23 protein-coding genes are annotated in these 23,853 nt (G+C 53.6%); 9 read left to right on the top strand and 14 right to left on the bottom strand.

All coding sequences use genetic code 11. The features are described 5' to 3' along the window. Positions 1-12 precede the first annotated feature (12 nt). Positions 13-1,002, top strand: coding sequence for a bile acid:sodium symporter family protein (locus tag C5523_RS07420; RefSeq protein WP_039079744.1), 990 nt, complete (start codon positions 13-15; stop codon positions 1,000-1,002). Here C5523_RS07420 and C5523_RS07415 read toward each other — a convergent pair. From C5523_RS07415 to zipA, 3 genes are all read right to left on the bottom strand, one after another. Beyond that, positions 999-1,214, bottom strand: a complete 216-nt coding sequence (locus C5523_RS07415) for a DUF3820 family protein (protein WP_039079743.1) — start codon at positions 1,212-1,214, stop codon at positions 999-1,001. The genes C5523_RS07420 and C5523_RS07415 overlap by 4 nt on opposite strands. Further along, complete coding sequence (gene ligA, locus C5523_RS07410) at positions 1,215-3,230, bottom strand: NAD-dependent DNA ligase LigA (protein ID WP_071193714.1); 2,016 nt, start codon at positions 3,228-3,230, stop codon at positions 1,215-1,217. It abuts the gene before it with no gap. A gap of 71 nt (positions 3,231-3,301) precedes the next feature. Further along, complete coding sequence (gene zipA / locus C5523_RS07405) at positions 3,302-4,291, bottom strand: cell division protein ZipA (RefSeq protein ID WP_039079741.1); 990 nt, start codon at positions 4,289-4,291, stop codon at positions 3,302-3,304. Between the two features lie 230 nt (positions 4,292-4,521). Here zipA and cysZ point away from each other — a divergent pair, with 230 nt between their 5' ends. From cysZ to crr, 5 genes are all read left to right on the top strand, one after another. Continuing rightward, the gene (cysZ, locus tag C5523_RS07400) at positions 4,522-5,283 is read left to right on the top strand and encodes a sulfate transporter CysZ (protein ID WP_107223186.1); all 762 of its coding nucleotides are present in this window, start codon (positions 4,522-4,524) and stop codon (positions 5,281-5,283) included. A 141-nt stretch (positions 5,284-5,424) separates the two neighbouring features. Continuing rightward, entirely contained in the window at positions 5,425-6,396 is a 972-nt protein-coding gene (gene cysK, locus C5523_RS07395; protein WP_039079739.1) for a cysteine synthase A, read from the top strand. 382 nt (positions 6,397-6,778) lie between these two features. Next, complete coding sequence (gene ptsH, locus C5523_RS07385) at positions 6,779-7,036, top strand: phosphocarrier protein Hpr (protein WP_039079738.1); 258 nt, start codon at positions 6,779-6,781, stop codon at positions 7,034-7,036. Positions 7,037-7,080: 44 nt separating this feature from the next. Then, complete coding sequence (ptsI, locus tag C5523_RS07380; RefSeq protein WP_039079737.1) at positions 7,081-8,808, top strand: phosphoenolpyruvate-protein phosphotransferase PtsI; 1,728 nt, start codon at positions 7,081-7,083, stop codon at positions 8,806-8,808. Positions 8,809-8,848: 40 nt separating this feature from the next. Then, positions 8,849-9,358, top strand: coding sequence for a PTS glucose transporter subunit IIA (gene crr, locus C5523_RS07375; protein ID WP_039079736.1), 510 nt, complete (start codon positions 8,849-8,851; stop codon positions 9,356-9,358). 48 nt (positions 9,359-9,406) lie between these two features. Here crr and pdxK read toward each other — a convergent pair whose 3' ends face one another. The 10 genes from pdxK to C5523_RS07325 form a co-directional block, all read right to left on the bottom strand. Further along, positions 9,407-10,243: a pyridoxine/pyridoxal/pyridoxamine kinase gene (gene pdxK, locus C5523_RS07370; protein ID WP_039079735.1), complete on the bottom strand. Its 837-nt coding sequence runs from the start codon at positions 10,241-10,243 to the stop codon at positions 9,407-9,409. 2 nt (positions 10,244-10,245) lie between these two features. Beyond that, positions 10,246-11,160: a cysteine synthase CysM gene (cysM, locus tag C5523_RS07365; protein ID WP_039079734.1), complete on the bottom strand. Its 915-nt coding sequence runs from the start codon at positions 11,158-11,160 to the stop codon at positions 10,246-10,248. A 201-nt stretch (positions 11,161-11,361) separates the two neighbouring features. Continuing rightward, positions 11,362-12,456, bottom strand: coding sequence for a sulfate/thiosulfate ABC transporter ATP-binding protein CysA (cysA, locus tag C5523_RS07360; RefSeq protein WP_108700859.1), 1,095 nt, complete (start codon positions 12,454-12,456; stop codon positions 11,362-11,364). Beyond that, entirely contained in the window at positions 12,446-13,321 is an 876-nt protein-coding gene (gene cysW, locus C5523_RS07355) for a sulfate/thiosulfate ABC transporter permease CysW (RefSeq protein ID WP_039079732.1), read from the bottom strand. The genes cysA and cysW overlap by 11 nt, the downstream gene beginning before the upstream one ends. Beyond that, positions 13,321-14,154 carry a sulfate/thiosulfate ABC transporter permease CysT gene (cysT, locus tag C5523_RS07350; protein ID WP_039079731.1) on the bottom strand — a complete coding sequence of 278 codons (834 nt, stop codon included), beginning with the start codon at positions 14,152-14,154 and terminating at the stop codon, positions 13,321-13,323. The genes cysW and cysT overlap by 1 nt, the downstream gene beginning before the upstream one ends. Continuing rightward, a complete protein-coding gene (locus C5523_RS07345) occupies positions 14,154-15,170 on the bottom strand; it encodes a sulfate ABC transporter substrate-binding protein (protein WP_039079730.1) in 1,017 nt (338 codons plus the stop codon). Before C5523_RS07345 ends, cysT begins: the two co-directional genes overlap by 1 nt. 185 nt (positions 15,171-15,355) lie before the next feature. Continuing rightward, on the bottom strand, positions 15,356-16,255 hold the full coding sequence (locus C5523_RS07340; protein WP_108700858.1) for a Dyp-type peroxidase: 900 nt from the start codon (positions 16,253-16,255) through the stop codon (positions 15,356-15,358). 92 nt (positions 16,256-16,347) lie between these two features. After that, positions 16,348-16,923, bottom strand: a complete 576-nt coding sequence (locus C5523_RS07335) for an RpoE-regulated lipoprotein (RefSeq protein ID WP_039079728.1) — start codon at positions 16,921-16,923, stop codon at positions 16,348-16,350. A gap of 62 nt (positions 16,924-16,985) precedes the next feature. Then, positions 16,986-17,435: a DUF2919 domain-containing protein gene (locus tag C5523_RS07330; protein ID WP_039079727.1), complete on the bottom strand. Its 450-nt coding sequence runs from the start codon at positions 17,433-17,435 to the stop codon at positions 16,986-16,988. Beyond that, entirely contained in the window at positions 17,422-17,847 is a 426-nt protein-coding gene (locus C5523_RS07325) for a GNAT family acetyltransferase (RefSeq protein WP_039079726.1), read from the bottom strand. The genes C5523_RS07330 and C5523_RS07325 overlap by 14 nt, the downstream gene beginning before the upstream one ends. A 212-nt stretch (positions 17,848-18,059) precedes the next feature. On the opposite strand from C5523_RS07325, the gene amiA reads away from it, so the two are divergent. Next, positions 18,060-18,932, top strand: a complete 873-nt coding sequence (gene amiA / locus C5523_RS07315) for an N-acetylmuramoyl-L-alanine amidase AmiA (protein ID WP_039079725.1) — start codon at positions 18,060-18,062, stop codon at positions 18,930-18,932. Then, the gene (hemF, locus tag C5523_RS07310) at positions 18,932-19,840 is read left to right on the top strand and encodes an oxygen-dependent coproporphyrinogen oxidase (protein ID WP_108700857.1); all 909 of its coding nucleotides are present in this window, start codon (positions 18,932-18,934) and stop codon (positions 19,838-19,840) included. Before amiA ends, hemF begins: the two co-directional genes overlap by 1 nt. Before the next feature lie 482 nt (positions 19,841-20,322). Here hemF and maeB read toward each other — a convergent pair whose 3' ends face one another. Beyond that, entirely contained in the window at positions 20,323-22,602 is a 2,280-nt protein-coding gene (gene maeB / locus C5523_RS07305; protein WP_108700856.1) for an NADP-dependent oxaloacetate-decarboxylating malate dehydrogenase, read from the bottom strand. 282 nt (positions 22,603-22,884) lie between these two features. Here maeB and tal point away from each other — a divergent pair, with 282 nt between their 5' ends. After that, on the top strand, positions 22,885-23,835 hold the full coding sequence (tal, locus tag C5523_RS07300; protein WP_039079722.1) for a transaldolase: 951 nt from the start codon (positions 22,885-22,887) through the stop codon (positions 23,833-23,835). Positions 23,836-23,853: the final 18 nt, after the last annotated feature.

The following is a 23,853-nucleotide window of genomic DNA, read 5'->3' as shown; positions in this document are numbered from 1 at the left end:
TCAGGAGTGTTTATGAAACTTTTTCGTGTCCTTGACCCTTTTACATTGACGCTGGTGTGTACCGTTCTGCTGGCCACTTTCTTCCCGGCCCGCGGCGGTTTTGTTCCCTTCTTTGAAGGGCTGACCACCGCAGCCATTGCGTTGCTGTTTTTTATGCATGGCGCGAAACTGTCTCGAGAAGCGATTATTGCCGGGGGTAGCCACTGGCGACTGCATCTGTGGGTGATGTGCAGCACATTCATTTTATTTCCCGTTTTAGGGGTACTGTTTGTCTGGTGGTCACCCGTCAATGTGAGCCAGGAGCTCTACACCGGTTTCCTCTATCTGTGTATTCTGCCGGCGACCGTACAATCGGCTATTGCCTTTACCTCACTTGCCGGAGGAAATGTCGCGGCTGCCGTCTGTTCCGCTTCCGCCTCCAGCCTGTTAGGCATCTTCCTCTCCCCACTGCTGGTTGGCCTGCTAATGAATCTGCATGGCGCTGACGGGAGCCTGGAACAGGTTGGCAAAATTATGCTGCAACTGTTGTTGCCCTTTGTCCTGGGTCATCTGTCACGCCGGTGGACGGGTGCATGGGTGGCGCGTAATAAGAAGTGGATTTCGAAAACCGATCAGACATCCATTCTGCTGGTCGTCTATTCCGCGTTTAGCGAAGCCGTTGTTAATGGGATCTGGCACAAGGTAGGCGTAGGTTCACTGCTGTTTATCGTGGTATTCAGCATGGTTCTGTTGGCGATTGTTATCGCGATTAATATCTTCGCGGCCCGTAAACTCGGGTTTAATAAAGCGGATGAAATCACCATCGTATTCTGCGGCTCCAAGAAAAGCCTGGCCAACGGTATTCCGATGGCCAACATTCTGTTCCCGACATCAGTGATAGGGATGATGGTGCTGCCTCTGATGATTTTCCATCAAATCCAGCTAATGGTCTGCGCGGTACTGGCACGTCGCTACAAACGCCAGACAGAAAAACTGCAGGCACAGGAAACGGCGAAGGCCTAACGGCGTTTCAGGGGCTGCACCAGATGGGCCAGCCCCTCCGTTTTAATCAGCAAAGCCAGTTGCATAAGTTCGCCCAGATGCCCGGCAGGAAACGAATCCTTACGGGCAAACCACAGCAGGTACTCCTCAGGTAAATCAATCAGCTTCCGCCCCTGATACTTCCCGAATGGCATCTCAGTGTTCGCAATCTCAATAAGCTGTTCTTTTTCCATTTACGCACCCAGCAGCCGTAGCATTTCCGCTTCATCAATCACCGCAATGCCCAACTCCTGTGCTTTCGCCAACTTGGAACCCGCGGCCTCGCCGGCGATAACCAGATCCGTCTTTTTCGACACACTGCCTGCCACTTTCGCGCCAAGCTCAACCAGGCGGGCTTTGGCATCATCGCGCGACATCTGGCTCAGGCTACCGGTCAGCACTACGGTTTTACCGGCAAACGGGCTGTCTATCTCTTCGGCGTTGACGACTACCGGCGCAGGCCAGCGCACGCCCTCTGCCAGCAATTGGCCGATCACATCGCGGTTACTCTCTTCGGCAAAAAAGTTAAAGACATGCGCCGCGACCACTTTGCCTACATCGGGTACTTTTTGCAGTTCCTCAATGGAAGCCGCTTCCAGCGCCTCCAGCGTACCGAAGTACGCCGCAAGCCCCGCCGCTGTGGCTTCGCCTACTTCGCGGATACCCAGCGCGTACAGGAAACGGGCAAATGTGGTCTCTTTTGCACTTTCTAATGCATTAACTACGTTTTGTGCCGATTTCGGTCCCATACGATCCAGACCTGTCAGCTTACCTGCCGTCAGACGGAACAGATCGGCAGGCGTATGGACGTACTCTTTTTCCACCAGTTGGTCGATAATTTTATCGCCCATCCCGTCAACATCCATTGCCCGGCGGGAGACAAAATGTTTCAGCGCTTCTTTGCGCTGTGCGCCGCAAATCAACCCCCCGGTACAGCGAGTAACCGCTTCGCCTTCCACGCGCTCTACATCCGAACCACATACCGGGCAGTGGGCTGGAAATACGACTTCCCGGGTACCATCAGGACGCTCAGACTCCACCACATTGACCACCTGGGGAATCACATCGCCCGCACGACGAATCACGACTTTATCGCCAATGCGCAGACCAAGACGGGCAATTTCATCCGCATTATGCAACGTGGCATTACTCACCAGCACGCCTGCGACATGTACCGGCTCCAGCCGCGCAACGGGGGTAATCGCCCCCGTACGCCCCACCTGAAATTCGACGTCACGAACAAACGTCATCTGCTCCTGGGCAGGGAATTTGAAAGCCACCGCCCAACGCGGCGCGCGAGCAACGAAACCAAGCTGTTCCTGGAGCGCCAGGGAATTGACCTTAATGACCACGCCATCGATATCAAAGCCCAGCGTCGGGCGGTCCTCTTCTACCTTGTGATAAAAAGCCAGCACCGCCTCCGGCGAGTCGCACAGCGTCACCCTGTCGCTGACCGGTAAACCCCACTCTTTAAAGCGCAACAAGCGTCCGAGGTGGGTATCGGGCAGTTCACCGCCTTCAAGCACGCCCACGCCATAACAGAAGAAAGTAAGTGGTCGCTTCGCCGTAATACGTGGGTCAAGCTGACGCAGAGAGCCAGCCGCCGCATTACGTGGGTTAGCAAACACTTTGCCCCCGGTGCGACGCGCTTCTTCGTTAATTTTTTCAAACCCGGCCTGGGGCAGGAAAACTTCACCACGCACTTCCAGACGCGCCGGAATATTGTCGCCATGCAGTTTCAACGGAATAGCGCGGATCGTGCGTACGTTGGTGGTAATGTCCTCACCGGTCGTCCCATCGCCACGGGTTGCGGCACGCACCAGCACGCCGTTTTCATAGAGGATGCTGACAGCCAGGCCATCAAGTTTCAGCTCGCAGCAGTAAATGAGCGCATCGGTACTTTTCAGTCGATCCTGAACGCGTTTATTGAAGGCAAGAAAGCTCTGCTCATCGAAGACGTTATCAAGCGACAGCATCGGGATTTCATGGCGTACCTGGCTAAATGAGGCCAGCGGCGCGGCACCCACACGCTGTGTGGGTGAATCCGGCGTGATGAGATCAGGATGCTGCGCCTCAAGCTCGCGGAGTTCACGCAGCAGCCTGTCATATTCCGCATCCGGGATCTCAGGCGTATCCATGACATGATAAAGATATTCGTGATGGCGAAGAGTGGTTCGTAGTTCAGTGAGCTTTTGTTCGATTGATTCCATGTCGCACCATCAATGATAAAAAACCCCCGACGGGCGGGGGTTCTGGGGAAATAACGAAGCAACCGTGGCCGTTACGCGTTTGCGTCCCTGACTTCACGGATTCTGTCCTGATACTCACGCAGCTTCTGCGGAGTCATCATACGACGCTGATCATCAAGCACCACGCCGCCAACTTCATCAGCAATGTACTGCGCGGCTTGCAGCATCAGTTTAAAGTTTTGCAGCTCGTCACCGTAAGATGGCACCTGCATAAACATAGTGATACCAGGCGTGGTGAGTTCGCTCATCCGCTCCGGATCAAATGTTCCTGGGTTAACCATATTGGCCAGGCTGAACAGCGTAGGACCGCTACCGTCCGGGCTGAGATGGCGATGGAAAATGCTCATATCGCCAAACTTGAAACCAACCTGCTGAATACTGTTGAGCAATAGCTCACCCTGTAGAGCGCTGCCCTGATGCGCCGCGACGTTCATAATAATGACCGTCTCTTTACGCTGCGGTTTTTCCGCAACCGGGGCTTCTTCAATATGCTCAGGTTCAGGCTCAGGCTGCGCGACAGGTTCATGATGCGACGGCTGTGCCGCCGTAAACGCAGGTTGCTGTGGCTGTGCAGGTGCCACAGGCTGAGCAAATTCGCGCTCATGCGGCTCCTGAACGGGCTGCTGCGGCTCCACCTGCGGCGCACGCTGTGCCGGCTGAGCAGACGGCTGCGCCTGGCGCTCTTCATGGCGGGCAGGGGCAGCAGTTGCGCGAGGCTGCGCCGACGCGTACGGAGGTTGATACTGATGCTGTGGCTGTTGACGCGGAGCCTCAGGTTCACTTCCCGCTTTTGGCGGTGCGTTTACCCGATGAACGCGGACTTCGCCCACGCTGTCGTCATCTTCTTCGACATCCTCGTCGTAGGCGTCATCGTCGTCACGTCGCGACTTCATACGTTTTAACGGTCGATCGCGGAACATTGAGGAACGTTCTTTACGACTGGTCCAGAAACCGTGAACCAGTAAAGCGATTATGGCGATCGCGCCAACAATGATTAATATCAGACGCAAATCCTGCATCATTATATTCTCTGTTGTTCTAACACCTTGCCAACACGGCAAACATTTACTCACTAAGAGTATTTGCCGATTACGTCAAGTGCAAGTGTACACATGCCTTTCACAGCATAAAGATGAACGAAATTGTGCTTTTTGCTGTTTTTTCGAACATTTCCGAACGGGTTTTTTCACCTGCGAACAGATAATATAGGTTTTTGCTTTTCTGGCTGTAATAAAAGGAGTATTGCCCGGCTATGGTTTCATCTTCCCCAACCTCATCACGCAGCGGCGTTTTCTATTTTTCTCAAGGCTGGAAGCTCATCACGCTGCCGGGCATTCGCCGTTTCGTCATTTTGCCGCTTCTCGTCAATATCATATTGATGGGGGGCGCTTTTGCATGGCTATTTACCCGCCTCGACAACTGGATCCCCGCGCTTATGAGCCATGTTCCTGACTGGCTACAGTGGCTCAGCTATTTGCTCTGGCCAATTGCGGTTGTGTCAATCCTGCTGGTGTTCAGCTATTTCTTCTCCACTATCGCCAACTGGATTGCCGCACCGTTCAATGGCCTGCTCGCCGAACAGCTTGAGGCCCGCTTAACCGGTGCGACGCCGCCCGATGCCGGCGTATCCGCCATCATTAAAGATATCCCGCGTATTATGAAGCGCGAATGGCAGAAGCTTGCCTGGTATCTGCCACGCGCGCTCGTTTTATTACTGCTCTATTTCATTCCGGGTATCGGTCAAACCGTCGCGCCTGTGCTGTGGTTTTTGTTCAGCGCCTGGATGCTGGCCATCCAGTACTGTGATTACCCGTTTGATAATCACAAAGTGCCGTTCAAAGAGATGCGCGTCGCCTTGCGGACACGTAAGGTAACGAACATGCAATTTGGCGCGCTTACCAGCCTGTTCACCCTGATTCCGGTATTGAATCTGGTCGTGATGCCAGTTGCAGTCTGCGGTGCAACAGCAATGTGGGTCGACTGTTATCGTGAAAAGAACGCCGCCTGGCGCTAAAGGAATTATTCCGGTTCTTATTCCATACTGGTTACCATTATTTCGGCTCAGCATATAGATATGCGAATTCCTTACTTCCCCAGGGACAGTAAGTGGGTATGCTGGGGTGGTTCCCAAATTTCATACAGTTAAGGACAGGCCATGAGTAAGATTTTTGAAGATAACTCGCTGACTATCGGTCACACGCCGCTGGTTCGACTGAACCGCATCGGTAATGGACGCATCCTGGCAAAGGTAGAATCCCGTAACCCGAGCTTCAGCGTTAAATGCCGTATCGGTGCCAATATGATTTGGGATGCCGAAAAACGCGGCGTGCTGAAACCGGGTATTGAACTGGTTGAACCAACCAGTGGCAACACCGGTATCGCACTGGCATACGTTGCCGCAGCTCGCGGTTATAAACTGACCCTGACAATGCCTGAAACCATGAGCATCGAACGCCGTAAGCTGCTCAAAGCGCTGGGCGCGAATCTGGTGCTGACCGAAGGCGCGAAAGGCATGAAAGGCGCGATTCAGAAAGCGGAAGAAATTGTCGCCAGCGATCCCTCTAAATATCTCCTGCTGCAGCAGTTCAGCAATCCGGCTAACCCGGAAATTCATGAAAAAACCACGGGCCCGGAAATCTGGGAAGATACCGACGGTCAGGTGGACGTATTTATCTCTGGCGTGGGCACCGGCGGTACGCTGACCGGCGTGTCTCGCTATATTAAAGGCACAAAAGGCAAATCAGACCTGATCACCGTAGCGGTTGAGCCGACCGATTCCCCGGTTATCTCCCAGGCGCTGGCGGGCGAAGAGCTGAAACCAGGTCCGCACAAAATCCAGGGAATTGGCGCTGGTTTTATTCCGGGCAACCTTGATTTAAAACTGATCGACAAAGTGGTAAAAATTACCAATGAAGAAGCGATCAGTACTGCACGCCGCCTGATGGAAGAAGAAGGTATTCTTGCGGGCATCTCTTCCGGTGCTGCCGTCGCCGCTGCACTGAAACTGCAGGAAGATGAAACCTTTACTAACAAGAATATTGTGGTTATCCTGCCATCCTCCGGTGAGCGTTATTTGAGCACCGCGTTGTTTGCCGATCTGTTTACTGAAAAAGAACTGCAACAGTGATGCCAGATTGTTAAAAGAGCGCAAAAAAGCACCTGAGAAGGTGCTTTTTTGTGGAGCACATCAAAGTTTCACCCCTCCTGGCATTGATTAGACTCCTCGGGTCTGGTATTTAACCATCACATTTATTTTGATGCGCGAAATTAATCGGTTTCTGATTTCACGAAGCTGAATCGATTTTATGATTTGGTTCAATTCTCGCTTTCGCTGCATAATGTTTAATGACGTGCGAAACGTCAAAGGCCAGAAGCGCCAGCACCGGATCGTGTTTTCCACGCTTCTGAGTCGTATACCGTAACGCCGGCGCTAACGATACAGGCTAAAGTCCAGCCGCCAGGCTAGACTTTAGTTCCACAACACTAAACCTATAAGTTGGGGAAATACAATGTTCCAGCAAGAAGTTACCATTACCGCTCCGAACGGTCTGCACACCCGCCCTGCTGCTCAGTTTGTTAAAGAAGCGAAAGGCTTCACTTCTGAGATCACTGTGACTTCCAACGGCAAAAGCGCCAGCGCAAAAAGCCTGTTCAAACTGCAAACTCTGGGCCTGACTCAGGGTACTGTCGTGACGTTGACCGCAGAAGGCGAAGACGAACAAAAAGCAGTTGAACATCTGGTTAAACTGATGGCAGAACTCGAGTAATTTCCCGGGTTCTTTTAAAGATCAGTCACAAGTAAGGTAGGGTTATGATTTCAGGCATTTTAGCATCCCCGGGTATCGCTTTTGGCAAAGCACTTCTGCTGAAAGAAGACGAAATCGTCATTGACCGGAAAAAAATTTCTGCCGATAAGGTTGACCAGGAAGTTGAGCGTTTCCTGAGCGGTCGTGCCAAGGCATCAGCGCAGCTTGAAGCGATCAAAACGAAAGCTGGCGAAACTTTCGGTGAAGAAAAAGAAGCTATCTTCGAAGGCCACATTATGTTGCTCGAAGATGAGGAGCTGGAGCAGGAAATCATAGCCCTGATTAAAGATAAGCACATGACTGCCGACGCGGCGGCTCATGAAGTTATCGAAGGTCAGGCGACTGCCCTTGAAGAGCTGGACGATGAATACCTGAAAGAACGTGCGGCTGACGTACGTGATATCGGTAAGCGTCTGCTGCGCAATATTCTTTGCATGCCTATCATCGACCTGAGCGCCATTCAGGACGAAGTGATTCTGGTTGCCGCTGACCTGACCCCGTCAGAAACCGCACAGTTGAACCTGAACAAGGTCCTCGGTTTCATTACTGACATGGGTGGCCGTACTTCCCACACCTCCATCATGGCGCGTTCTCTGGAACTGCCTGCGATTGTGGGTACCGGCAGCGTCACCTCTCAGGTAAAAAATGACGACTATCTGATTCTCGATGCGGTTAACAACAAAGTATACGTTAACCCGACCGAACAAGAAGTTGAGACGCTGCGTAACACGCAGGCTCAGGTAGCCGAAGAGAAAGCCGAACTGGCTAAACTGAAAGACCTGCCAGCCATCACGCTGGACGGCCACCAAGTCGAAGTCTGTGCCAACATCGGTACCGTGCGCGACGTCGCAGGCGCTGAGCGTAACGGCGCGGAAGGTGTAGGTCTCTACCGTACCGAATTCCTGTTCATGGACCGCGAGTCCCTGCCGACTGAAGAAGAACAGTTTGCAGCATACAAAGCGGTTGCCGAAGCCTGTGGTTCTCAGGCCGTTATCGTACGTACCATGGACATTGGCGGCGACAAAGAGCTGCCATATATGAATTTCCCGAAAGAAGAAAACCCGTTCCTGGGCTGGCGTGCAGTGCGTATCGCCATGGATCGCAAAGAGATCCTGCGCGACCAGGTACGTGCGATTCTGCGTGCTTCCGCTTTCGGTAAACTGCGCATCATGTTCCCGATGATCATCTCTGTTGAAGAAGTGCGTGCACTGAAAAAAGAGATCGAAATCTACAAACAGGAACTGCGTGACGAAGGTAAAGCTTTTGACGAGACAATTGAAGTTGGCGTGATGGTCGAAACCCCTGCTGCTGCCACTATTGCTCGTCATTTAGCCAAAGAAGTTGATTTCTTTAGTATCGGTACCAATGATTTAACGCAGTACACTCTGGCAGTTGACCGTGGTAATGATATGATTTCACATCTTTACCAGCCGATGTCGCCGTCTGTACTGACTCTCATCAAGCAAGTTATTGATGCATCTCATGCAGAAGGTAAGTGGACCGGTATGTGTGGTGAGCTTGCAGGCGACGAACGTGCTACACTTCTGTTGCTGGGGATGGGTCTGGATGAATTCAGTATGAGTGCCATTTCTATCCCGCGCATTAAGAAGATTATTCGCAATACTAACTTCGAAGATGCGAAGGTTTTAGCAGAGCAGGCTCTTGCCCAACCGACAACGGACGAGTTAATGACGCTGGTTAACAAGTTCATTGAAGAAAAAACAATCTGCTAATCCACGAGATGCGGCCCAAATTACTGCTTAGGAGAAGATCATGGGTTTGTTCGATAAACTGAAATCTCTGGTTTCTGATGATAAAAAAGACACTGGAACCATTGAGATTGTTGCTCCGCTTTCCGGCGAAATCGTCAACATTGAAGATGTTCCGGATGTTGTATTCGCTGAGAAAATCGTTGGTGATGGCATTGCTATTAAACCAACTGGCAACAAAATGGTAGCGCCTGTTGACGGTACTATCGGCAAAATCTTTGAAACCAACCATGCCTTCTCTATCGAATCCGATAGCGGCATTGAGCTGTTCGTTCACTTCGGTATCGACACCGTTGAACTGAAAGGCGAAGGTTTCAAACGTATCGCAGAAGAAGGTCAGCGCGTGAAAGTCGGCGACCCGGTTATTGAATTCGATCTGCCGCTGCTGGAAGAGAAAGCCAAGTCTACCCTGACTCCGGTTGTTATCTCCAACATGGACGAAATCAAAGAACTGATTAAACTGACCGGTAGCGTTACCGTTGGTGAAACCCCGGTTATTCGTATTAAGAAGTAATTCTTGATGCATATAAAAATGGCACCCTTGCGGTGCCATTTTTGTTTGTTACGCCGGAAGAATCAGCTCGTCGTAGCCTTTCTCCAGCGTATAGCGCATAACGTCAGTCACGCGCGCCCCCGCCCCATTTACCGCCTCGGCCAATGGTTTCCCCTGGACAATATTACTGACCAGCTCAGAGCAGAACAGATCCCCGGTTCCTTTTAAATCCGCCGCAATACGCGGGTGAGAACTTATTTCAACGCTCTCCTTCGTCACCAGAACCACATGGATGCAGTTATCATCAGAAGGGACTGGCGCGCTGGTAATGGCAACCCACTGCAAGGTGTCAGAGAGCAGCCCTTTCGCTGCCTCCACCGCACTTTGCATATCGCGGCAGTGTTTACCGCTCAGAATTTCGAGTTCGAAGACATTGGGTGTAATCCCCTGCGCCAGCGGCAACAAATGTTGGCAATAGGCTTCGGGAATTTCAGGCTTCACGTACATACCACTGTCGATATCGCCGATGACAGGGTCGACGAGCACCGGCAAATGTGGGTGTTTCTCTTTTAGCGTTTTTAACCACTGCGCCAGAAGCGCAATCTGGCTGGCGCTGCCCATATAACCTGTTGTTACCGCTTTCAGTTCGCGCAAGATATCGCGCTCTTCCAACGCCTGCAAATAGCCGCTGAACCACTCGTCAGGAATGATGCCGCCATAAAAGGTATCGTAATGGGGAGTATTACTGAAAAGCACCGTAGGCACTGCCGTCACGCTCAGACGATGCTGACGGATGTTCGGTACCGCGATACTGTTGCCTACGCTGCCATAGACAACTTGCGACTGTACAGCAACGATATCGGTCTGCTGCGCACGGGTTTTGTCCCTGAATAAGATCATTTCCATACTTAGATCCCTGCTCCCTGTGAATAGCTTTCTTCGCCAAATACGCCCGTTGAGAGATAACGATCGCCACGATCACAAATGATAGCAACAACGACCGCTCCCGGATTTGCTTTCGCAATGCGCAGTGCGCCAGCAACCGCGCCGCCCGAACTCACGCCACAAAAAATACCTTCCTGTACCGCCAGCGCGCGCATGGTATTCTCCGCATCACGCTGATGAATATCCAACACCTCATCCACCAGCGAAGCATTGAAAATGCCCGGCATATACTCCGCAGGCCAGCGACGAATACCCGGAATGCTGCTCCCCTCTTCCGGCTGTAAACCAACAATGGAGACCGCTTTTTCTTGCTCGCGAAGGAAACGTGATACGCCGGTGATAGTCCCGGTCGTCCCCATGCTGGAGACAAAATGAGTGATTCGCCCCGCCGTTTGTTGCCAGATTTCTGGCCCGGTGGTCGTGTAGTGTGCGTAGGGGTTATCGGGATTATTAAATTGATCCAGCAGTTTGCCTTCGCCGCGCTGAGCCATGGATAGCGCCAGGTCACGCGCGCCTTCCATACCTTGCTCTTTGGTGACCAGAATCAGTTCTGCACCATAGGCGCGCATCGCGGCGCGACGCTCCTGACTCATGTTATCCGGCATCAGCAGCTTCATGCGGTAGCCTTTGAGCGCAGCAATCATTGCCAGAGCAATACCGGTGTTGCCACTGGTCGCTTCGATCAGGACATCGCCCGGTTTGATTTCGCCGCGCTTTTCCGCCTGAACAATCATCGATAACGCGGCTCTGTCTTTGACCGAACCCGCCGGATTATTCCCTTCCAGTTTGACCCAGATCTCACTACCGTTATCGGGTCCAAGACGTTGCAATCTGACCAGCGGCGTGTTGCCGATGGTTTGCTCTAATGTATTGTTCACTCACCCTGTCCAATAAAAAAGCCCGGTCGCGCATTCGCTTACCGGGCCTACGGGCAAGTGCGTTCTGATGCACTCACCTCAACCCTCTTCCTGTGGGAGAGGGTGCAAATACTATAAACAGCCCGAGGGTTGCTTTGCATTTACCGTGTAGGCCGGGTAAGCGCAGCGCCACCCGGCAACAATTTCTGATGCAATAACCTATCAGGCAGATTCTGCGAGAGCAAGCTCCTCGCGGTTTTCAATCCGCTCATTACCTGCGTAGAGGCGTGCCTTCTGTAAACCGACAAACAGGCGATCGCCGCGCTCTGGCGCGTCATTCCCGGTCAGTACCACGCTCAAGGGCTCGTTATGCCAGCCCAGCGGCTGTACCACCAGTTGGGTGTAATGACCTTTAGGGGTAGCTTCGAGGACCTGTACCGGCAGTGGTGAATCAAGGCTGGTGCGACGGCTGATGTCGACTTCCCACGGACGCAGAAACAGATCGACCTCACCCTGCTGCACTGGTGTATAACCCAGCGGCCAGCGGTGCGCCCCCACATGGAACTGCCCGCCGCTGATGGTGCCTTTCAGACGGTTAACTTCACCCATAAATTCCAGCACGAAGCGGGTAGCGGGCTCGCGCCACACCTGATTAGGCGCATCGGCCTGTTCGATATTCCCCTGGCTCATCACCACCACGCGATCAGCGACTTCCATCGCTTCTTCCTGATCGTGAGTCACAAAGACGCTGGTAAATTTCAGCTCTTCGTGGAGCTGACGCAGCCAGCGACGCAGTTCTTTACGCACCTGCGCATCCAGCGCGCCGAAAGGCTCATCAAGCAGCAGAATCTGTGGCTCTACCGCCAGCGCACGCGCTAACGCAACGCGCTGTTTCTGCCCGCCGGAAAGCTGGGCCGGAAAACGATCCGCCAGATGGGCCAACTGGACCATTTCCAGCAGGCGGGTAACTTTCGCTTTAATGGTTGCGGAATCCGGGCGCTCGCGCTTCGGCAGTACGGTCAGACCGAACGCGATATTGTCGAACACGGTCATATGGCGGAAGAGTGCGTAATGCTGGAACACAAACCCCACTTTGCGCTCGCGCGCGTGAATGCGGCTGACATCGGTACCGTGAAAACGAATACGCCCGCTGGTCTGGTGTTCCAGACCCGCAATAATGCGCAGCAGCGTGGTTTTCCCGGAACCCGATGGCCCCAGCAGCGCGACCATTTGACCCGAAGGGATATCCAGCGAGATATCATTCAGCACCTGGGTGCGACCAAACGACTTCTTAATATTGGCAATCTCAATGCTCATGATTTCCCTCCTGCTGTGCGCGTTTTTCTTGATTGTTCAAACGCCATTGCAGCGCACTCTTTAAAAACAACGTCAAAATAGCCATCAATGTCAGCAGGGCGGCTGCGGTAAATGACCCCACCGCATTGTAATCCTGCTCGAGTAATTCAATTTGCAGCGGCAGCGTGAGCGTCTCGCCGCGGATCGAGCCTGACACCACCGATACCGCGCCAAACTCACCGATAGCGCGCGCATTGGTCAGCACCACGCCATAGAGCAGCGCCCAGCGGATATTTGGCAACGTTACACGCTTAAACATCTGCCAGCCTGATGCGCCTAACAGGACGGCGGCCTCATCTTCCTGGCTACCCTGACTCAGCATGACAGGCACCAGTTCGCGCACCACAAACGGACAGGTGACGAAGATAGTCACCAGGACCATGCCCGGCCAGGCAAACATGATTTGCAGGTTATGAGCTTCAAGCCACGGCCCCAGCGGACCATTGGAGCCATAAAAGAGCAGATACACAAGACCTGCCACCACCGGTGAAACCGCGAACGGAATATCGAGCAGCGTAAGCAGCAACTGGCGCCCTGGAAAATCAAAGCGTGTCACCAGCCAGGCCAGTAACGTACCGAACACCAGGTTCACCGGAACCGAAATTAACGCAACCAGTACCGTGAGCCAGATGGCGTGCAGCATGTCTGGATCGGCGAGATTCTGTAATACCGGAAGCAACCCTTTGCTAAAGGCATGCACAAAAATGTAGACCATCGGCACCACGAGAATGAAGGCAGAAACCACCATCCCGGTGCCAATCAGAAACCATTTCCCCCAGTTGATGCGGGGGCTGTCATAGCGTTTCAATTCAGTAACTTCCGCCATTAGTGACCTACCACACGTCGACCAAAACGACTTTGCAGCGTATTGATGGAAAACAGCAACAGCAGCGAGGCCGCCAGAATCACAGACGCAATCGCACTGGCCGCCGGGTAATCAAACTCCTGCAGGCGCACAAAAATCATCAGCGAGGTCACTTCGGTTTTCCACGCAATGTTCCCGGCGATAAAAATCACCGCGCCAAATTCACCAAGGCTACGGGTAAAAGAGAGCGCCACGCCCGCTAACAGCGCAGGGGAAAGCTCCGGCAACACGACCTTGCTAAAACTCTGCCAACGCGTTGCCCCGAGCGTTTCAGCCGCCTCTTCGTACTCCGGACCCAGCTCTTCCAGAACGGGCTGGACGGTACGCACCACAAAAGGGATGCTGGTGAAAGACATCGCCACCGCGATACCGAGCCAGGTATAGGTCACTTTGATATCGAACTTCGCCAGCCACTCGCCGTAAAAGCCATTGACTGAAAACAGCGAAGCCAGCGTCAGGCCCGCAACGGCCGTGGGCAACGCGAACGGTAAGTCCATCAGCGCATCCAGCAGCGTGCGTCCCGGAAAGCGGTAACGGGTCAAGATCCATGCCATCAGCAGGCCAAACACGCCGTTAAAAAGCGATGCCACGAATGCCGACAGGAGCGTCACTTTGTAGGCGGCCACCACCTGCGGATTAGAGACGACCTCCCAGTACTGCGACCAGCTCATTTGCGCCAGTTGCATCACCAGCGCGCTTAAGGGCAACAGCAAAATCAGACAGACGAACAGCAGGCTGGTCCCGAGACTTAAGGTAAAACCGGGCAGCACACGTCTGGAGGAGACTGCAAACATTACTTACGCCCCGCCGCCAACAGTTTGTCTAACTCACCGCCGCTGGCGAAATGTGTTTTCATCACATCAGGCCAACTGCCAAATTTGTCTTCCACGCGGAATAGCTCAGTCTGCGGGAATTTATCTTTCAGTTTGTCCATCACCTGCGGGTTATTCACGCGGTAGTAGAAGTCCGTGATAATAGTCTGTGCCTGCGGACTGTAAAGATAGTTAAGGTAGGCTTTCGCGGCCTTCTCAGTACCATTCGCTTCGACGTTTTTGTCGACCCACGCCACCGGGAATTCCGCCAGAATGTTGGTCTTCGGAATCACAACCTCAAAGCCCTGATCTTCATATTGCTTACGAATGTTGTTTACTTCCGATTCAAAGCTTATCAGCACATCACCCAGGCCACGTTCGGCAAAGGTGGTGGTCGCGCCACGACCGCCGGTATCAAACACTTCGACGTTTTTCAGAAACTGGGTCATGAACTGTTCAGTTTTGGCTTTATCGCCGCCGTCCGCCTTGTCCGCCGCGCCCCAGGCGCCTAAATAGGTATAGCGGGCGTTACCGGACGTTTTCGGGTTCGGGAAAATCAGCTTCACATCCGGACGCACCAGATCGCTCCAGTCGTGGATGTTTTTCGGGTTGCCCTTGCGCACCAGGAAACCCATGGTGGAGTAAAACGGTGAGCTATTGTTCGGCAAACGGCTCTGCCAGTCCGCCGGGATCAGGTTGCCTTTGTCATGCAGGATCTGCACGTCAGTTACCTGATTGTAGGTGACGACGTCGGCTTTCAGGCCCTGTAAAATGGCCAGCGCCTGCTTAGAGGAACCCGCGTGAGACTGTTTAATCGTCAGCGTGTCGCCCGCGTTATCCTTCGCCCATTGCTGCTCAAACGGGGTATTGAGGGCGGCAAACAGCTCGCGAGAGACATCATAGGAACTGTTTAACAACTCCGTTGCCTGCGCCTGGGAGACCAGTAAGGTCATCGCTGCCAGCGTCAGATATCCTTTTTTCAGTAAGTTAACGGCCATTGCGCACCCTTATAAGATGATGACGATACAAGCATCAGTTTATTTATAACGCGTATGAAACCAGTAACGGTTTTATATACCGTTTGGTGCTTTGGAAGTTGAAAAGGGAATAAGCAATGCGGGGTAGATTGCCCTCCCCCCATGCTACCCGCATTCCGGTGAGCAACAGAGGGAAGGTGAAGAAATTACAGCGACAGCAAACGTTCTACAGAAGGGGCGAAGTAGTAGCCGCCGGTTACCGGTTTGGTGAAGCGCAACATCGCATCACGTTTACCGTCAGCGTCGCCAAACATACTCAGTAACTGCTGCTCAATGTTATATAAGCGCGCGCAGTAGGCACAGAAATAGAGGCCATGCGTTCCACTGGCAGTGCCGTATGGCAGGCTCTGACGTACAATTTTCAAACCCTTGCCGTCTTCTTTTAAATCGACGCGGGTCAGATGCGAAGTAACCGGACGATCATCACCATCAATCTCTTCGTTCGCCTCTTTGGTGCGGCCAATCATCATCTCCTGATCGCCCACGCTCATGCGATTAAGCTGTTTGAGGTTGTGTTCCCAGCGCTGTACCAGCACATAGCTGCCGCCTGCATCCACACCGTCTTTGATGACGGCGACATCGCGACGAATTGCATCGCCGGCCGGGTTTTCAGTCCCATCAACGAAGCCACTCAGATCGCGGTCTTCAACCCAGCGGAAACCGTGAGTCTCTTCTTTCACGTCAAGGGTGTCGCCAAACGCGGCCAGCGCCGCCTGCGCGACGGAGAAATTGACGTCGTGACGCACAGAGAGGATATGGATAAGCACGTCGAACTGTGTGGCAGGCGCCAGACCTTTACCCAGCGGTGTAAAATTCTTAAGCTCTTGCGCGCCTTCGCCGCCGCTCAGCTCACGCCAGATATCATGCCCAAAGGCAACAACTGCGCCGAGAGCCGCATCGGGGAATTTCGCCTGCAGGGTCGCCAGTTTGTCGATAAACACCCGGCAGCCTTCACGCAGGGCGTTTTTGTCACCCACTACATTCGCTTCAATCCAAATCGCCGCACGGCAATGTTCTGGCAATATGCCGCTCTGAACCTGAGACATCATTCCTCCTGAAAAAAAGATGCCACGCAACCGTGGCATTGATGGGCGTATTGTACCCGTTTTTTGTTCAGGACGCGGCGCGTAGGATCAAATTAGCGGCGCCAGATAATTTTGTGCAATGTCCAGGCCTTGAGCGCATCGTCAGACGGCATTAACCCTTCTGGCCCATTCCAGTTGCCGGTGAACACATAGCTAATATGCGCACTGCCCGGTGCCTTACACTCAACGCCTTTGGCATCGTCACCCGTTGCGGCAACACAGTTACCAAATGCTTTATCGTAAAGCCCACTAAACGCGGTGCCGGTTTTAACCCCATTAGCCGTTTCAATGCTGCTGTCGAGGACATCCACCTGGCTTACGGTACCGTTCTCGCCGTTCACCACCAGCGCCACTTTGTCATCTTTCAATGCCTCAAAGTAACGGACGATTTTGCCTTTCTCGGTTTTCATCCCGCTGCGCAGGTGATAATTGCCGTTCAGCGCATCGTTGATCGCTTTTTCATCAAGCGCAGTAGTCGCTGCGATCCCCCCGACGCCCTGTTCACTCACCTCGATGGATGAGCCAAACCAGTTCCAGGGCAAGGCTGCAGACCAGTTGACCGAAGAGAGCGTTGAACAACCGGACAGTGCCAGTGCCAGCGCGCAGACGCTTATACGCAGGGATTTCATCTTTACATCCTTTCTTGTTAACTTGACGGCTATTGGAGTGCCGGAACAGTAAAAAGTGCCCGTTAATGATGATCCGGGTGAAAACAGGCCTGACAGCGCGGATTACTCAGCAGCCACACCAGCGCTATGATATCAGCCACGACAAGCCCCAGCCCCACGCCAGTGATAGCCTCTCCATACAACCACAGCAGCGGCTGCCAGAGTAATAACGTGGCCTGCGCGAGAATCAGCAACAGACGCATCAGACGCCAGAGACGCGGCAAGAGGTGCCTGCGGCCACTCAGTAAAAACGTGAAAACGGCCGGGACACCGGGCAACAGGCCCAGCCAGAAAGTATCATGATCGGGATAAAACAAGGTCAACAGCGCATCGCCCTGCCCCCGCGACGCTGCCGCAATCACAAATAAAACCCAGGTTCGCGCCTGTAATAACAATACACACCAGAATAAAAACGGCAGCCGCAAACGGCCATGGCTGTCAAAATCAGCAGGCGTTAACTCAATATTCTTCATCTTCTATCAGGCGCTTACCTAAACTTAGCGAGTCTGAATGCTCATAGCCCAGGCGTTCATACATTCCCAAAACCACGTCATTGTCTTCACGTACCATGATGTTGATTTTGGGACAGCCGCGAGCAATCAGCTTTTTCTCCAGGCGGCTTAATAACGCGTTGGCAATACCACGACCACGAAATTCCGGATGAACCCCCAGGTAGTAGGCTGAACCACGGTGTCCGTCATAGCCCCCCATCACGGTGCCGACGACTTCACCGTTGACCTCGGCGACCAGGAACAGGCTGACGTCGTGATTAATCTTACGTTCGATGTCCATTTCCGGATCGTTCCACGGGCGCAGCAGTTCGCAGCGCTCCCACAGGGTGATCACTTCTTCGAAGTCTTCCTGGCGAAAAACACGTATTTCCATGGTGTTACCTGCCCTTTTTTACGGTCAAAGAGAGATTATCGCGCGACCAGCCGCCGTAGCCAATATGCGGCGAAATCGCAGCAGGAAAATGGCATAATGTCACTCTGTCACGTATTGAAATGAAAAGTAAAACATTTCTTAGTAAGGACTGTCGTAACGGCAAACCCAATACGATATAACTCCAGGGACTACGGATAAAAAGAACAGGCTGTATGAGCACTTTCAAACCCTTAAAAATATTCACCTCGCGTCGTCAGGTTCTGAAAGCCGGCCTTGCCGCTTTAACGCTCTCAGGCATGTCGCGGGCCATCGCAAAAGACGATTCATCCCTTAAAACCAGCAATGGGCATAGCCAGCCGAAAGCAAAGAAAGCCGGTTCACGGCGTATCGTGATGCTGGATCCAGGCCACGGCGGCATTGATACCGGCGCAATAGGCGGCAACGGTTCGAAAGAGAAACATGTTGTGCTGGCGATTGCCAAAATTGTCCGCACCATTCTGCGTAACCGGGGCATTGACGCGCGCTTAACGCGCACCGGCGATACCTTTATCCCGCTTTATGACCGCGTGGAGATTGCCCATCAGCACGGAGCCGATCTGTTTATGTCCATTCATGCTGACGGTTTTACCAATCCCAGCGCGGCAGGGGCATCGGTCTTTGCGTTGTCCAACCGTGGGGCCAGTAGCGCCATGGCGAAGTACCTCTCCGATCGCGAGAACGCCGCCGATGATCTCGCGGGTAAGAAAGCGAAAGATAAAGATCATTTGCTACAGCAGGTGCTGTTTGATCTCGTTCAGACCGATACCATCAAAAATAGCCTGACGCTCGGCTCACATATTCTGCGCCAGATTAAACCGGTGCACCGCCTGCACAGCCGGAATACGGAACAAGCGGCGTTCGTGGTGCTGAAATCGCCGTCAATCCCTTCGGTACTGGTGGAAACGTCGTTTATCACCAACCCGCAGGAAGAGAAGCTGCTTGGCACCACCGCATTTCGCCAAAAGATAGCCAACGCGATTGCTGACGGTATTATCAGTTATTTTAACTGGTTCGATAATCACAAGGCCCATTCGAAGAAACGCTGATGACCATACCGGATACCCACGATGTAAAATCCTTTCTGCTGTCACTGCAGGACGACATTTGCCAACAGCTTTCCGCGCTGGATGGCACCGCTTTCATTGAAGATAACTGGCAGCGCGATGCCGGCGGCGGCGGTCGCAGCCGGGTCTTGCGTGATGGCGCGATTTTCGAGCAGGCGGGGGTTAACTTTTCTCATGTCACCGGTAGTGCAATGCCCGCTTCGGCAACAGCGCATCGCCCTGAGCTGGTCGGGCGCAGTTTCGAAGCCATGGGGGTTTCACTGGTGGTGCATCCGCGCAACCCGTATGTGCCAACCAGCCATGCCAATGTGCGCTTTTTTATTGCTGAAAAACCCGGCGCCGACCCGGTCTGGTGGTTTGGCGGCGGCTTTGATATGACGCCATTCTACGGTTTCGAGGAAGATGCCATTCACTGGCACCAGACGGCACATGACCTGTGCCAGCCGTTCGGGGAAGAGGTCTATCCGCGCTATAAAAAGTGGTGCGATGACTATTTCTATCTTAAGCACCGGAACGAGCAGCGCGGGATTGGCGGACTGTTTTTCGACGATTTGAACACACCGGATTTTGACACCTGCTTCGCTTTTATGCAGGCCGTGGGCAAAGGTTATACCGATGCCTTTCTGCCAATTGTCGAGCGGCGTAAGGGGATGCCATGGGGCGAGCGTGAGCGTGAGTTTCAGCTCTATCGTCGCGGACGTTACGTGGAGTTTAATCTGGTGTGGGATCGCGGCACGCTGTTTGGCCTGCAAACTGGCGGGCGTACAGAGTCGATTTTAATGTCGATGCCGCCACTGGTGCGTTGGGAATACAACTACCAGCCAGAAGAAGGCAGCCCGGAAGCTGCCTTAAGTGCGTTTATAAAACCTCGGGACTGGATTACCGCGTAGATACTGTGAACGTCTTCAACCTTTTTAGCCACGGCTGATTCGTTTTCCCGCATGACAACCACAGCGACATCTATGTGCCCCCCCTGGCGCAGAGCGTGCAGCGAGGGGGTTGAGTCCCCGCTGAAATCGGTGAGACGAAGACCCGATGACAAGGGCAGGCCGCCAGGGATGGCGGACTGAGGTTTGTCGAGACAGGACGTCGAGTCAAACCGACCGCAGGCAGCGGGGCGGGAGGCGAACGCAGTGCGAAGCACCGATTTCTTTGCGGGGCCGCGGGGATTGTAAAGGGGAACGCGGTGTTCCCCTTTACCCGTTCACGTGTCCGAAGGTGACATTTCGCCATGAACATAAGGTGAACGGAACCCTCCTCCAGAGCCGCATATTCCCCTCACCCCAACCCTCTCCCCGGGGGAGGGGGAGAAAACCGGTCGTAGCCCGGACAAAGCAGCCGCCGCCGCATCCGGGAAATCCCGACAACCAGCTTACAGCGGCTGTGTCTGCGCCTCTACCACCGCCAGCGCCACCATGTTAACGATACGCCTTACGGAGGCGATAGGCGTCAGGACATGCACCGGCTTCGATACGCCCATGAGCACCGGCCCCACCGTCACCCCCTCGGAACTCGATACCCGTAGTAAGTTGTAACTAATACGGGCAGCCTCAACGTTTGGCATAATCAGGATATTCGCCGAGCCTTTCAGCGGACTGTCCGGCATACGTTCATGGCGGATACTCTCCACCAGCGCGGCGTCCCCGTGCATCTCCCCGTCAATCATCAGCTCGGGTGCACGCTCGCGCACCAGCTCCAGCGTTTCACGCATTTTCAGCGCAGCCAGCGATTTCGAGGAACCAAACTGCGAATGGGATAACAGCGCCACTCTCGGCTCGATACCAAAACGGCGCACAGTTTCTGCCGCCAGCAAGGTAATCTCCGCCAGTTGTTCAGCGCTGGGGTTCTCATTCACATAGGTATCGGCGATAAAGGTGTTCCCGCTGGGCAGCAACAACGCGTTCATCGCCCCGGCCGCATGCACGCCTTCGCGATAGCCGAAGATCTCCTGCACAACGCTAAAGTGTTCATGATAATCACCGATGGTGCCGCAGATCATTGCATCCGCTTCACCGCGGTGAACCATGATCGCGCCAATCACCGTGGTATCGCTAATCACCGCACGCTGCGCCTGTTCTTGAGAGATACCGCGCCGTTTCATGATGCTGTAATACTCGGTCCAGTACTCTTTGAAGCGAGGATCCGATTCATTGTTGACGATCTCAAAGTCAACGTTGGGTCGAATTTGCAGCCCCAGTTTTTGGATACGCATTTCGATCACGCCCGGACGGCCCACCAGAATCGGCTTCGCCAGCCCCAGAGTGATCAGCTCCTGCGTCGCATGCAGCACGCGCGGCTCTTCCCCTTCGGTCAATACAACGCGTTTTGGCTGTTTACGTGCCTGCGAGAAGATAGGCTTCATAAACAGGTTTGTTTTGTAGACAAACTCGGTGAGCTTATCGACATAGGCGTCAAAATCAGCGATCGGACGGGTTGCGACGCCGGAATCCATCGCCGCTTTTGCCACCGCGGGGGCAATCTTCACAATCAAACGCGGATCGAACGGTTTCGGGATCAGATAATCCGGGCCAAAGCTCAGATCCTGGTCGCCATAGGCAGAGGCCACCACCTCACTCTGCTCGGCATGCGCCAGCTCGGCAATCGCATGTACCGCCGCCAGCTTCATCTCTTCGTTAATCGCCGTCGCACCCACATCCAGCGCACCACGGAAGATAAACGGGAAGCAGAGTACGTTGTTGACCTGGTTAGGGTAATCGGAACGGCCAGTACAGATGATCGCATCCGGGCGAACCTCTTTCGCCAGCGGCGGCAGAATTTCCGGTTCCGGGTTTGCCAGCGCCAGAATCAGCGGCTGACGCGCCATTTTTTTGACCATCTCCGGCGTCAGCACTTTCGGACCGGAACAGCCGAGGAAAATATCCGCGCCGTCAACCACATCTGCCAGCGTACGTTTGCCATCATCCTCCACGGCATAAGCCGCTTTGGTTTCCGCCATGTTGGCTTCACGGCCTTTGTAGATAACCCCTTTGGAGTCGCATACCACAATGTTGTGTTTCTGCATGCCCAGCGCCACCAGCAGGTTCATACAGGCGATTGCCGCCGCCCCTGCTCCGGAGACCACCATACGCACGTCAGACAGATTTTTCTCTACCACGCGCAGGCCGTTCAGAATGGCTGCGGTACTGATGATGGCCGTCCCGTGCTGGTCATCGTGAAAAACGGGAATGTTCATGCGTTCGCGCAGTTTTGCCTCAATATAGAAGCACTCTGGCGCTTTGATATCTTCCAGATTGATGCCACCGAAGGTCGGCTCCAGCGCCGCCACCACATCGATCAGCTTGTCCGGATCATGCTCGTCGACTTCGATATCAAATACATCAATGCCGGCGAATTTCTTAAACAGAACGCCCTTGCCTTCCATCACCGGCTTCCCGGCGAGGGCGCCAATGTTACCCAGCCCAAGCACGGCGGTACCGTTTGAGACGACGGCAACCAGGTTGCCACGCGCCGTATACTTGTAAGCTGCCAGTGGATCTTTCTCGATTTCAAGACACGGAGCCGCAACACCCGGCGAGTAAGCCAGCGCCAGATCGCGCTGTGTGGCCAGGGGCTTCGTTGGAGACACCTGAATTTTCCCAGGATGCGGGAACTCGTGGAAATCGAGGGCACTTTGTTTGAGTTGGTCGTCCATTTGCTGTTCCTTAACGCGTATCTTTCAGATAATTGAAGCGTGATAACCGTCCTGATGCGCCGCATAGTATGCCCCCAGCCACGCCCGCAAACTTTGAACACAACCAAACTCTGACCAACCCATAACAAAAATTGCTATCAATTCATAACACCAATGTTACAACCCGTTGAAAGCAAGACACTCCCCGTCTGCTATGCTTTTTTGTTATGCACAACACGATTCCGATAACAACACTCTCGAAATCATTCTTATAACACCTTGCTTTTTAAGGAGTATTTTTCTATGAATTATTTAGACGGCATCAAACAGTTCACTACCGTGGTAGCCGATAGCGGCGATATTGAGTCCATTCGACATTATCAACCAGAAGACGCAACCACCAACCCCTCGCTACTACTGAAAGCAGCCGCGCTGGACCACTTTAAGCACTTGATTGAAGACGCAATTGTCTATGGCAAAAGCCACGGCAAAACCCAGGAGCAGCAGGTAGCAGAAGCCTGCGACAAGCTGGCGGTAAATTTCGGTCAAGAAATTCTGAAAAGTATCCCCGGACGTGTTTCAACCGAAGTGGATGCCCGCCTCTCCTACGATAAAGAAAAAAGCGTCGCCAAAGCCCGCAAGCTGGTGCAGCTCTATGAGGAGTTAGGCATCGATAAATCACGCATCCTGATCAAACTGGCTTCAACCTGGGAAGGGATCCGCGCGGCGGAAATCCTCGAAAAAGAGGGGATCAAGTGCAACCTGACGCTGTTGTTCTCCTTCGCCCAGGCGCGTGCCTGTGCCGAAGCCGGGGTATTTTTAATCTCTCCATTCGTTGGACGTATCTACGACTGGTATCAGCAACGTAAACCCATGGACCCGTACGTGGTGGATGAAGACCCCGGCGTGAAATCCGTGCGGAATATCTACGATTATTTTAAACAGCATCGCTACGAGACCATCGTCATGGGCGCAAGCTTCCGTCGTACGGAACAGGTCCTGGCGCTGGCAGGCTGCGACAGACTGACTATTTCGCCCGACCTGCTCAAAGCCCTGCACGGCGAGGAAGGCGTTGTTGAACGCAAACTGGTTCCGCCGTCGCAAACCTTCCCGCGCCCTGAACCTCTGACCGAAGCGCAGTTCCGCTGGGAGCACAATCAGGACGCAATGGCGGTGGAGAAACTGTCGGACGGTATCCGCCAGTTCGCCGTTGACCAGCGCAAACTCGAAGATCTGATCGCCGCCAAATTTTAACCCTTAGCAAGGAGAGAG

Source organism: Phytobacter sp. SCO41 (assembly GCF_003073275.1).
Lineage (GTDB): Bacteria > Pseudomonadota > Gammaproteobacteria > Enterobacterales > Enterobacteriaceae > Phytobacter > Phytobacter diazotrophicus.
This window is presented reverse-complemented; position numbering and strand designations above follow the sequence as displayed.